The sequence below is a fragment of the Oceanobacillus sojae genome, assembly GCF_900162665.1.
GTDB classification, from domain to species: domain Bacteria; phylum Bacillota; class Bacilli; order Bacillales; family Amphibacillaceae; genus Oceanobacillus; species Oceanobacillus sojae_A.
Genome location: NZ_LT727810.1, coordinates 678,089 through 690,425 on the forward strand (window position 1 = coordinate 678,089; position 12,337 = coordinate 690,425).

Genomic DNA, 12,337 nt, shown 5'->3' on the forward strand with positions numbered 1-12,337 from the left:
TTATGGTGCGTATAATGAAAATCCGCCGGGATGGTACGTACAGAAAATATGTAAAAAGACCGATGGATCTCATATTAGCTTCAATAGCTATTATTATTCTCAGTCCGCTGTTTCTGATGATAGCTATTCTTGTTAAAGCGAAACTGGGCAGTCCGGTATTTTTTAAACAAAAAAGACCCGGGCTTCATGAAGAGGTTTTTTTGATGTATAAATTCCGGACGATGACGGAGGAGAAAGACGAAAAAGGGAATCTGCTTCCTGATCATGTCAGACTGACCAGGTTTGGCAGATTACTCAGGTCGACATCTCTTGATGAACTGCCTGAGCTTTTTAATATAGTAAAAGGCGATATGTCCATTGTCGGACCAAGACCTCTATTGGTGCAGTATTTACCTTTATATAACCAGCATCAGAAACGTCGCCATGAAGTAAGACCGGGACTATCCGGATTGGCACAGATCAATGGAAGAAATGTAATCAGCTGGGAGGACAAATTTCAGCTCGATGTGAAGTATACAGAGAATATCAGCTTTCTGGGAGATTGGAAAATTATTCTGCTGACAATTAATAAAATCCTTATAAAAGAAGGTATTCATCAGGAAGAACAAGCAACCGTTCAATATTTCACAGGAGATTCGGAGGATGTATAAATGAAAATTATTTTTATGGGAAGAAAAAAATATGCAGCAGAGCTCATAGAGTGGACATTAAGTCAAGGGGTGGAAATTGCAGCCGTTGTTACCGATTCACATTTCCCCAACTCACCAACTGCCCAAAAAGCTTCTGAATTAAGGATTCCTGTTATTTCAATGGAAGAGGCGGAGAATATCCTGTATGAGCCTGATCATCAAATTGATTTAATTGTTTCTTATTTGTTTTGGAAGAAGATAAAGGAACCGTTAATCAGCGGACCGTCATTCGGCTGCATTAATTTTCATCCAGCTTTATTACCAGAATGGCGGGGGACAGCCGGATATAATATGGCAATCTTAAATAAACTGCCGAAGTGGGGAGCCACTGCCCACTACGTAGACAGTGAAATTGATACAGGGAATATCATCCGGACCTTTAAATTTAATTTTGATTACCGGATGGAGACAGCGGCAAGCTTAGAAAAGAAGACACAGGAAATTCAAGTCGAGCTATATAAAAGTGTTCTTTTAGATGTCATATCGTCGCAGGGAAGGCTGGACTCTGTCAAACAAGATGTTCATCAAGGAAGATATATTACCAGAGTTGAGATGGAGGAAATGAAAGAAATTGATTTAATCAAAGATGATATAGACTTAAAAATCAGAGCCTTTTGGTTCCCGCCATACAACGGTGCCTTTATTGAAGTAGAAGGAAAAAAATATACGTTAATTAACGATTTTATCCTGAAACAGTTAATGAACAAAGATAGCACCGCAAATGTTGTAACTTCTGAAAAAAGACTTGTGAAGAATTAAAAAAGGTTGCTCAAAAAAGGGAGCTGTTTTTATTGACCCAATCAAGAATCTATCTATCTCCGCCGCATATGAGTGGAAACGAACTTCAATATATAAAAATGGCCTTCGAATCAAATTGGATTGCACCATTAGGGCCGAATGTGAACGCATTTGAAAAGGCAATAGCGGAAAAAACAGGGACAAAAGGAGCTGTTGCAGTAAGTTCAGGGACAGCAGCAATTCATTTGGCTTTATTATTATTAGGTGTAACAGAAGGAGATACCGTATTCTGCTCTACACTAACCTTTGTTGCAAGTGCAAATCCAATTCTATACCAGGGAGCAAGTCCGGTTTTTATTGATTCCGATCCAGAATCATGGAATATGTCCCCGAAAGCTTTAGAAAGAGCATTAAGAGTTTCTGCTTTTGAAGGAAAACTCCCAAAAGCGGTGATTGTAGTTGATTTATATGGACAGAGCGCAAGAATGAATGAAATTGTTTATTTATGTAAGGAATATGGTGTCCCTATTATTGAGGATGCAGCTGAATCATTAGGGTCACTTTATAAAGGAAAGGCCAGCGGTACATTCGGTGATTATGGTATTTATTCCTTTAATGGAAATAAGATTATTACAACCTCCGGCGGCGGAATGCTTATTTCAAATGATACGGAAGCATTGGAAAAAGCGAGATATCTTGCAACGCAGGCAAAAGATCCTGCTCCACACTATCAGCACAGTGTAGCCGGCTTTAATTATCGTATGAGCAATCTGTTGGCAGGTGTCGGCAGATCACAATTAAAGGTTTTGGATAACAGAGTGAGGTTAAGAAGAAATGTTTTTAATATGTATTTTCAAGCTTTATCAGATTTGCCTGGAGTAAAGTTTATGAAAGAGCTGGAAGGTACACAGAGCAACCGCTGGTTAACAACATTGACTATTGATGACAGAAAAGCGGGAATGACAGCAAAGCAAATTTTAGATGCACTGAATAAGCAAAATATAGAAGCCCGTCCAGTTTGGAAACCGCTCCATTTGCAGCCGCTTTTCAAAAGGGCAAAATACTTTATGCATGATGAAGGAGGATCTGTTTCAGATAAATTGTTTGAAACGGGGATATGCCTTCCTTCAGGCTCCAGTTTAACAGAGGTGGAACAGCATCGGGTAATAAGATGTATAAGAAATATATTTGACAGCACCATTCGTAAAAGAGTTGAGATGAAATTACAAGAATATGAGGTATAAGTCATGATTGGAGAGAAAATCAAAAAAATACGAAAGTCCAGAGGGCTGACTTTATCAGAATGTGCAAAGCGTGCAAATATATCAAAATCTTATTTAAGTAACATGGAACGAAATTTAAACCAAAACCCGTCCCTGCAAATTATAGAAAGACTGGCAGGTGTATTGAATGTGGAGGTCAATACGTTCATCTCAGAAGAATCACGAATAGGGCAAATACCAGAAACAAAATGGCTGCAATTTGTAAAGGATCTTAAGCAGTCAGGTGTAAAAACGAATGACTTACAAGCGTTTAAGGCAGTAATTGAATTTGCAAAATGGCAGCAGGAGAATTTGGATAAAAATGATAAAGCAGGGGATAAAGATGAAAAATCCTGAGAAAATGAAAGTATTACAAATTGTTGGTGCTATGAACCGGGCTGGGACAGAAACTATGTTAATGAATTTGTACCGGAATATAGATAGTGAAAAAATCCAATTTGATTTTATCTCCTACAATCAGGAAGAAGCACATTATGATCAGGAAATTAGAGAATTGGGGGGGAGGATTATCCGGCTAAAAAAAACGAATTCCGTTCTCGAACTCTATCATGTGATAAAGAAGTTTGGACCCTATGACGCTGTTCATGCACATACCTTATTTCATTGTGGACTCTCCATGATTGCAGCACGATTGGCAGGCATAAAAGTGAGAATTTCCCATGCACATACAACGCTAGATGACAGTGAAGGGCTGCTTAGAAAGCTCTACCTGAAATCAATGCGTTTTTTTATTGTTCAATATTCAACAGATCTGTTGGCATGCAGTGAGGCAGCCGGGAAATATTTATTTGGAGAAAAAAGAAGTGCAGCTTCGAAGTATACGTATTTTCCTAATGCTATCGATTATTATCCGTATTTGAACAGATCAGAAGAGAAAGTGAATGGATTTCTGAACCAGCAGAGTCTGGAGAAAAGTATCATCATTGGACATATCGGCAGATTTATAGAAGCGAAAAATCATACATTCTTAGTAGAGGTAATGAAAAAAATCATTCAACGAGATAAGCAGATAAAACTATTATTCGTAGGAGAAGGAGATTTACGCGGTGAGATAGAAGCCATTGTATCAGCAGAAGGCCTGAAAGAGAATATCCAGTTTACCGGTGTAAGAGAAGATATTCCAACTATATTACATAGTATGGATGTTTTTGTCTTTCCATCGATTTACGAGGGTCTTGGCTTAGTATTATTAGAGGCACAGGCAAGCGGCGTTCCATGTATTGTTTCAGAGGCCATCCAGCCGGAAGCAGATCTTCATGTCGGTTTATTTACAAGACTGTCCTTATCAGATCATCCAAGTGTATGGGCAGATAAGATTATTGAAAAAGCGGGGCAAAAAGAACAGGATCTATCTAAAATCAAAAAAGGATTTGAATACAACGGTTACTCTGTAAAGCAGGCAGTAAAAAAATTAAATAAAATTTATCAATCTAATGAGGGCGATGAGCATGGGAAATATATTGATAGCTTCCTTTGATCTGGAGGTGGGAGGAGTCGAGCGCAGCCTGATAAGCATGTTAAATAATTTTAACTATGCAAATTATCATGTTGATGTCATGCTGTACAGTCATACTGGAGATTTTATGGATCAATTGCCGGAGCAGCCTAATCTGCTGAAAGAATCAGACATCTATAAAACGTTCCGGATGTCTATCAAGGATATTTTTAAATCAGGACATCTGACTATTGGGCTGGCCCGTTTATTGGCGAAATATAAGGCTCTCAGAAATCAAGGCTCAGAAACGGGCTATAAACAAATGCAGTACATGTGGAGGTATGCATTGCCATTTTTACCAAAGCTGGAAGCAGCGTATGATGTGGCAATAAGCTATTTATGGCCGCATTATTTTGTGGCAGAAAGGGTTAAGGCTAAGGTGAAAATTGCGTGGATACATACAGACTTTTCTGTAGTGGAAACCGATGAAACAGTCGATATAAGCATGTGGATGAAATTCGATTATATTATTGCAGTTTCCGAGGAATGTAAAAAGGCATTTATAAACAAATATCCTATTTTAAAGAAGAAAGTTACTGTTATCGAAAATATTACTTCACCCGATCTTATCCAGGCATTAGCAGCAGAAAAGCTTGAAAATCCAATGATTTACGATAATCGTTTTAAAATTATTACCGTAGCCAGATTATCTCATGCAAAGGGTATTGATAATGCAGTCCGGGCGCTGAAACTTTTAAAAGAAAGAGGCTATCACAACCTTGCCTGGTATGTTGTCGGCTATGGCGGAGACGAGGAAATGATTCGAAGTCTTATATCTGATTATAAACTTCAGGATAACTTTTATTTGTTAGGAAAAAAAATCAATCCATATCCATATATGAAGGAAGCAGACCTTTATGTTCAGCCCTCCCGCTATGAAGGTAAGGCAGTAACGGTCAGTGAAGCACAAATTCTTGCAAAGCCGGTGCTGATAACAAATTATTCTACTGCTAAAAGTCAAATTATGGAGGGATATGATGGGATGATTTGTGAATTATCTGTTGATGGTTTAGCGGATGGTATAGAGGAACTGTATCATAATTTAAAATTAAGGAAGAAATTAGCTCATCATTGTTCCATGTCCAATTTTAATAACTCTACCCACGAATTAAGTAAGCTGTATGATTTAATTATATCGTCGTGTTAACGACTATTCAAAGAGGCGTAAGATACACGTACGGATAGAAAAAACGAGGTGTAATATGAAAATTTACACAATCACATGTCATGGTGCCTACAATCATGGAGCCTCATTACAGGCATTTGCATTATTAAGATATTTAACCCAATGTAGTCATGATGTAGAAATCATTGATTATAAACCAGCGTATTTAAGCAATCATTATAAATTATTTCGAATCAATAATCCGAAATGGGAGAAGAATTTGCTGACAAAGCTATTTTATTTAGGAATTAAAGTTCCATTAAGAATACCAGGATTGAAAAGGAAAAGAGCTTTTGATCAATTTACAGCTTCTTATTTAACAGTAACAAAAAGTCAATACCGCTCTAATGAGGAATTAAAGAATAAACTGCCTGAAAGAGATGTTTATTTATGCGGAAGTGATCAGATTTGGAATGGTCTTTATCAAAATGGGAAAGACCCAGCCTTTTATTTAGATTTTGTACCAAAAGGAAAAACAAAAGCGTCTTTTGCTGCCAGCTTTGCTACAGAAGAAATTGCAGCGGATCTGATTCCATTTGTTCAAAAAAGAATAAAAAGGCTGGATGGAATAAGCGTCAGGGAAAAAAGCGGTATTAGCATCCTGAATAGAATGGGAATCTATAATGGAAAACAGGTTGTGGACCCTGCTCTCTTACTAACCAGAAGAGATTGGAATGAAATAGGAAAAAAACAATTTCATGATAAGTATATTCTGGTCTATGATTTTGATAATAATCAGCTGATAAAGGAGATTGCTGTAAAGATTTCAAAAGAGAAGAACTTGAAAATATACAGCATCAACCCAGGAAAGGTAAATTATGCGGATAAGTATTTCCGGTATGCCGGTCCGGATGTGTTTATTTCCCTTGTCCGAGATGCAGCCTTTATTATTTCCAACTCATTTCATGCCGCAGTATTTTCAGTACTGTATCAAAAAGACTTTGCCATTGTAAACAGAAGAGAATCTATCAATACGAGAATGAGGGATTTTCTGGAGGATTTAAAATTAGAATCAAGGCTAGTACATCCATGTTATAAAATGAAAGATTTATTAAATCCAATAGACTATAAAGAAAGTGAATTGATTCTTAACGGGAAAATTGCTCAATCTAAACTGTATTTAGATATTGTTTTACATTCCGGGGAAGTGAGAGAGCCGTTAAGCGAAAATAGATAAAATGAAGTAACATAGGGAAACAAAGCAGGGGGTGAAAATAAAAATGAAAAAGAATATTTTATTTGTGATTGACTCATTAGATATTGCCGGGGCAGAGAAGAGCTTAGTATCTCTATTATCCATGCTGGATTATTCAAAATTCAATGTAGATTTACAACTATTTTCCTTTGACAATATTTTAGAAAAAATGTTGCCAAAACAAGTAAATGTACTTCCACCATTGAGCTATACAACTTTTACAAATCGAACTATAAAACATTCTATGCAATATGTCCTTTCAAAAAAAGCGGTTCAAATGTTTTTTTCAAGAATCAGATACTCTATCGCAATTTACAAAAAGGACTATCATAATACGAAACGGGCTATTCTTTATTGGAAAAGCGCGTCAAAAGTAATAGAAAACAATAATAAAAAGTACGATGTGGCAATCAGCTATGCGCAAGGGGTTCCTACTTATTATGTAGCAGAAAAAGTGAAAGCAGAGAAAAAGCTTGCCTGGGTTAACGCTACATACATAATAGATGAGGAAGATATAGCATTCCAAAAGAAATATTATAATCACTATCATAAAATTATAGCTGTATCAAGAACAGCTGAAAAAGAATTATTAGAACGTTTTCCTTATTATGAAGATAAAATAGAGGTAATGTACGATATCAATAACCCACGGCTTATCTTCCAAATGGCGGAGACAGGAAATAATTATCAGGATTCTTTTCATGGAATAAAAATTTTAACCATCGGTCGGTTATCTGCTCAAAAAGGTTATGATATTGCTCTTCAGGTATGCAAAATACTGAAAGAAAAAAGAATTCATTTTAAGTGGTATGTTTTAGGGAAAGGACCTTTAAAAGAAGAAATAGAAGAGGATATAAAAAGATATCAATTAGAAAAGCACTTTATTTTATTAGGGGTTGAGGCAAATCCGTATCCGTTTATTGAGCATGCTGATATGTATGTGCAGACCTCCAGATTTGAGGGATTCGGTCTTGCAATTGCTGAAGCAAGAATGCTAAATACGCCTGTTGTAACAACAAAGTTTGATGCAGTCTATAATCAAATGATTCATGAAAAAAATGGGCTTGTTGTAGATATGGATCCGGAAGCTGTTGCAGAAGGGATATTAAGATTAATCAATGAGCCTGAGCTTAGACAAAGTATCATAGATTATCTGAAGCGGGAAAAAAAGGGGAATACGGAGGAAATAAAGAAGTTCTATCAATTTATTGGATAACATAATATGCGCCTGTAGAAAGAGGGTAGCAGTATGAAGTCGAAAATGTTATTTATGCTGATCAATATGAATATTGGCGGCACGGAAAAGGCATTGCTTAATAGGATAGCAGAAATACCTGAACATAAATATGATATTACGATTCTAATGCTGGAGAAATATGGAGGCTTTTTGAATGCAATTCCAAATCATGTCAACGTGGAATACGTGCATGAATACTCTGAAATAAAAGGAATGGTTACGAATCCCCCCAGACGGACTATATGGAATCTTATTAAAAAAGGCCGGCTTATTAGAGCAATAACTTTCTCGCTGATATATGGATTGTCCCGAATCCTGAAAAATAAAAGTATTTTTTTAAAATATATATTAAGGAATATTGCGGATATAAAAAATGAATATGATGTAGCTATAGCTTATGCAGGTCCGATGGATCTCATAAGCTATTTTGTTATTCATAAAATAAGTGCTGAAAAAAAGCTGCAATGGATTCATTTTGATGTGACGAAGGTTGGGTTTGATCTGCCATTTGCCAAAAGATTGTATCCTGAATTTGACAGAATCTATACGGTGTCAAATGAGGGAAAAGACCTTTTAGTTCATATACTGCCTGAATTACAAAGTAATATAGATTCCTGTCCTAATAAAATCTCTTCTGAGTTAATTTTACAAATGGCAGATGAAGGGGCCGGCTTCAATGATGAGTTTGATGGCATAAGAATATTAACTATCGGACGATTAAGTAAAGAAAAAGGACAGGATCTTGTTATTCCAGTATTAGCAAAGCTGAAAGAAAAGGGATATAAAGTCAGATGGTACTGCGTTGGAGAAGGTAACAGCAGATCTGCATATGAATTTCTTATTAAGAAATATCATGTTGAAAGAGAATTTATCTTATTAGGAGCACATCCAAATCCTTATCCCTTTTTAAAACAATGTGATATTTACGTGCAGCCATCCCGGCATGAAGGCTTCTGTATAACGCTTGGAGAAGCTAAGGTCTTTGGGAAACCGATAATTACGACTAATTTTACAGGTGCTCATGAGCAAATAGTTCATCAAAAGAATGGTCTAATAACTAATATTGATGAAGAAGAAATATACAATTCGGTTGAATATTTAATAAGTAATGAAGAAAAAAGGAAAAGGTTTGAGGAAAATTTAATAATTGAAACGCAAAAAATTCTAGTAGTAAAGGAGTCAATTTAATGAAGAAAAAAGTATTGTTTATGGTTACTACAATGGATGTAGGTGGGGTTGAAAAATCACTGCTTTCGTTACTATCTGTTTTACCAAAAGAAAAGTATGACATAACGATTATGTTCTTAAATAAACAGGGAGAATTTTTAAAAGCAATACCTGATTGGGTAAAAACAGAGGAAGTAGATTGGTTTACCAAAGTTTGGAGTTTAATTAGACAGTCTCCCCCAAAAACCTTTCGTGAGTATTTAAAAAGGAAAAGGTTTTTAGAAGCATTTAACTTTGGGTTAATATATTTTCTTTCCAGAGAATTAAAAAATAGAATTCTTCTTTATAGATATTATTTTCAACGTGTACCGAAAAATCCAAAACAGTATGATATTGCTATTGCCTATCAAGGTCCTACAGAAGTAATTGATTATTACATAATTAATAAGGTGAGGGCAAAAAAGAAAATATCCTGGGTACATTTTGATGTTTCAAAGCATTTTATTGACCAAGGTTTATATAAAAAATTATATAGAAAATTTGATAAAATATACGTTGTTTCACACGAGGCAAGGGAACAATTAATAAATAGAATTCCTAATTTAACACAGAAGACAGAAGTATTTCTAAATATTGTTTCGGAAAAAATAATTAAGAATTTATCTACAGAAAAAATTGAATTTGATGAAGAATATAAAGGTACACGTATTCTAACAGTCGGAAGAATTGCTCACGAAAAAGGGCAGGATATTGCAGTAAAGGTTTTAGCAAAGTTACGTAATGCCGGATATGAAGTAAGATGGTATTGTGTAGGAGGTAAAGAGTATAAACACGAATACGAGAAACTAACTAGTCTGATAAATCATTATGGTTTATCAGATCATTTTATTTTATTAGGTCCTAAATTGAATCCATATCCATATATATCAAAAACAAATCTATATGTCCAACCATCAAGACACGATGTGTTTTGCAACTTAAAAGGTTACAAGATTGCAATGAAAAGGTTAGAACTTTGCCAGCCCGTATTTTATTATGATTGATGATTGGAAAGCGCATGTGTGACGCGATAACTATCCCCAGTAAAGCTCAAAATGTGCGCGTGGTGAATAACTCGATCTACTAATGCAGCTGTTAAACGCGCATCTGTAAATATTCTATTCCATTGACTAAATTCTAAATTGGATGTAATCACGAGGCTAGACCTCTCATACCAATCAGATATCAATTGGAATAATAATTCAGCGCCTTCCTTACTAAATGGAACATATCCCATCTCGTCTAAAATAATCATCTCTACTTTATTAAACCTATTGCGTAAGGCTTGAAAGCGTCCTTCTCTCCAAGACTTTTCAAGTAGTTCTACCAAATCGGCCACTCGATAGAAACGGATTTCATATCCAGATCTACATGCCTTTCGACCAAGCGCTGTAACCAGATGAGACTTACCTTTATAGAAAGCTTTACATAAGGGGAAAACGCATTTGGCCACTGGGCTCGGAATAGAAGCCATACAAAAAGGATATAAAGTCTCTTTTATTTCCATGGGGCAACTGATTCAAACATTAAAAACAGAAGAAGTTACTAGAAAATCACAAACGAGAATGAAACGAGTTCGTTCCTCTCATTTAGTGATTATTGATGATTTAATGTTTATGGCAATGGATACACGTGAAGCGAATTTATTTTTCCATCTTATTAACGACCTTTATGATAAGGCTTCAATTATATTAACTTCTAATAAAGGACCAAATGAATGGGGAGAATTACTAGGTGACCCAGGGATTACAACGGCCATCCTAGATAGAATCTTACATCGAGCTGAAGTTATTCATTTTCATGATGATGATAGTTATCGAATGAAACACCGTTCTTCCATTTTCATGGAAGAAAGTGTCCAAATTTAATTAGCAAAAAGTGTTCATTTCTACTTGACGCTCACAACGACTTATTTTTTATGTATTTTTATAATCTATTTAAGATTAATTCTATTAGCTTTCAGGAATTTTCAAGTAAATTAGATAAATGTATTGAAGAAGCAATTCTGTTTTTACAAAAGAGAAATAATATTAATATTCGTGAAAAGAATTTTTATAGAAAATTATTTTATTTGGAATATATTGCATTAGCTTTTGAATTTAACATTAATATATTCCATGGAAGTCAGAGACGGATTGAAGAAGAATTAGATTATTTTTATGAATTCTTTAAAATGTTTGAGGATGCTGAGAATAATATAACACCCCTTAATCCGGAAGTTGGAAATAATTTATATGTTAAAGAAAAGTCAGTCATTTAAATAATTACGATGAATGCAGATAGGAGCGTGTTTAATTTGTTGATTCTTAAAAATTTAATTAGTAAATTAAGTCAAATGAATATTGGCTTAGATAGATATATTAAATTCATTGAATATGTAAGAGGAATATACAGATATCCAACAAAAATGCTTGGGCGAAATATATCTGAAGATCTGCATAGATCCACGGATATCCTTGTTATTGCTGCTCATCCTGACGATGAAATATTAGGTTTAGGTGCGACATTACATCGCCATAGAAAAGATGGAGATAAGATAATGGTTACCTATGTAACAAATGGAACAGCCGGCGAAGGTGCGAGTTGGAAAACGAAAGTCAACGATTCAAAAATAATAGCAGAGGTAAGATTCAATGAAGGGTTAAAAGGATTAAAATTACTTGATATCTTAGAAAGAAACATACTTTGTTTAGGCTATCCGGATGCAGGAACCCATCGTTATTTAAAAAATATTGCAAGAGATCTTAATAAGTTAATAAAAAAGACAAAACCAAAAAGAATTTATGTTCATTGTATTGAGGGCGGTCACAGTGATCACGATATTACTAGTTTTGTTGTAAAATCAGTTTGTAAGAAATTAAAGTTTGATAATGTATTCGAATGGGCTGAATATAACCAGATACAACCATTAGGAACAAGGAATATAAATTTTGCTAATTCNGACTTATTTTTTATGTATTTTTATAATCTATTTAAGATTAATTCTATTAGCTTTCAGGAATTTTCAAGTAAATTAGATAAATGTATTGAAGAAGCAATTCTGTTTTTACAAAAGAGAAATAATATTAATATTCGTGAAAAGAATTTTTATAGAAAATTATTTTATTTGGAATATATTGCATTAGCTTTTGAATTTAACATTAATATATTCCATGGAAGTCAGAGACGGATTGAAGAAGAATTAGATTATTTTTATGAATTCTTTAAAATGTTTGAGGATGCTGAGAATAATATAACACCCCTTAATCCGGAAGTTGGAAATAATTTATATGTTAAAGAAAAGTCAGTCATTTAAATAATTACGATGAATGCAGATAGGAGCGTGTTTA

12 protein-coding genes and 2 pseudogenes are annotated in these 12,337 nt (G+C 34.7%); 13 read left to right on the plus strand and 1 reads right to left on the minus strand.

The features are described from left to right. The first annotated feature begins 14 nt into the window (after positions 1-14). From BN1068_RS06865 to BN1068_RS06910, 10 genes are all read left to right on the plus strand, one after another. Complete coding sequence (locus tag BN1068_RS06865; RefSeq protein ID WP_077602213.1) at positions 15-650, plus strand: sugar transferase; 636 nt, start codon at positions 15-17, stop codon at positions 648-650. Further along, a complete protein-coding gene (locus BN1068_RS06870) occupies positions 651-1,448 on the plus strand; it encodes a methionyl-tRNA formyltransferase (protein WP_077602078.1) in 798 nt (265 codons plus the stop codon). A gap of 68 nt (positions 1,449-1,516) precedes the next feature. After that, complete coding sequence (locus BN1068_RS06875) at positions 1,517-2,671, plus strand: DegT/DnrJ/EryC1/StrS family aminotransferase (RefSeq protein WP_077602214.1); 1,155 nt, start codon at positions 1,517-1,519, stop codon at positions 2,669-2,671. Between the two features lie 3 nt (positions 2,672-2,674). Beyond that, positions 2,675-3,046, plus strand: a complete 372-nt coding sequence (locus BN1068_RS06880) for a helix-turn-helix domain-containing protein (protein WP_077602079.1) — start codon at positions 2,675-2,677, stop codon at positions 3,044-3,046. Next, entirely contained in the window at positions 3,033-4,187 is a 1,155-nt protein-coding gene (locus BN1068_RS06885; RefSeq protein ID WP_077602080.1) for a glycosyltransferase family 1 protein, read from the plus strand. Before BN1068_RS06880 ends, BN1068_RS06885 begins: the two co-directional genes overlap by 14 nt. Further along, a complete protein-coding gene (locus tag BN1068_RS06890) occupies positions 4,159-5,352 on the plus strand; it encodes a glycosyltransferase (RefSeq protein WP_077602081.1) in 1,194 nt (397 codons plus the stop codon). Before BN1068_RS06885 ends, BN1068_RS06890 begins: the two co-directional genes overlap by 29 nt. Positions 5,353-5,407: 55 nt before the next feature. Next, positions 5,408-6,547: a polysaccharide pyruvyl transferase family protein gene (locus BN1068_RS06895; protein ID WP_077602082.1), complete on the plus strand. Its 1,140-nt coding sequence runs from the start codon at positions 5,408-5,410 to the stop codon at positions 6,545-6,547. A gap of 43 nt (positions 6,548-6,590) precedes the next feature. Further along, positions 6,591-7,781: a glycosyltransferase gene (locus tag BN1068_RS06900; RefSeq protein WP_077602083.1), complete on the plus strand. Its 1,191-nt coding sequence runs from the start codon at positions 6,591-6,593 to the stop codon at positions 7,779-7,781. 33 nt (positions 7,782-7,814) lie between these two features. Beyond that, on the plus strand, positions 7,815-8,990 hold the full coding sequence (locus tag BN1068_RS06905; RefSeq protein WP_077602084.1) for a glycosyltransferase: 1,176 nt from the start codon (positions 7,815-7,817) through the stop codon (positions 8,988-8,990). Next, positions 8,990-10,012 (plus strand): glycosyltransferase, encoded by a 1,023-nt coding sequence (locus tag BN1068_RS06910; RefSeq protein WP_077602085.1) that lies wholly within the window; start codon positions 8,990-8,992, stop codon positions 10,010-10,012. The genes BN1068_RS06905 and BN1068_RS06910 overlap by 1 nt, the downstream gene beginning before the upstream one ends. Here BN1068_RS06910 and BN1068_RS06915 read toward each other — a convergent pair. Further along, positions 10,003-10,419, minus strand: a pseudogene (locus tag BN1068_RS06915) (ATP-binding protein); the annotation flags it as partial. The gene BN1068_RS06910 and the pseudogene BN1068_RS06915 overlap by 10 nt on opposite strands. Positions 10,420-10,441: 22 nt before the next feature. Between BN1068_RS06915 and BN1068_RS06920 the strand changes: the two are divergent. The 3 genes and pseudogenes from BN1068_RS06920 to BN1068_RS06930 form a co-directional block, all read left to right on the plus strand. Beyond that, positions 10,442-10,876: pseudogene (locus BN1068_RS06920) on the plus strand (ATP-binding protein); the annotation flags it as partial. Positions 10,877-10,926: 50 nt separating this feature from the next. Further along, on the plus strand, positions 10,927-11,268 hold the full coding sequence (locus BN1068_RS06925; protein ID WP_077602088.1) for a hypothetical protein: 342 nt from the start codon (positions 10,927-10,929) through the stop codon (positions 11,266-11,268). Between the two features lie 147 nt (positions 11,269-11,415). After that, entirely contained in the window at positions 11,416-12,303 is an 888-nt protein-coding gene (locus BN1068_RS06930) for a PIG-L deacetylase family protein (RefSeq protein ID WP_439822973.1), read from the plus strand. Positions 12,304-12,337: the final 34 nt, after the last annotated feature.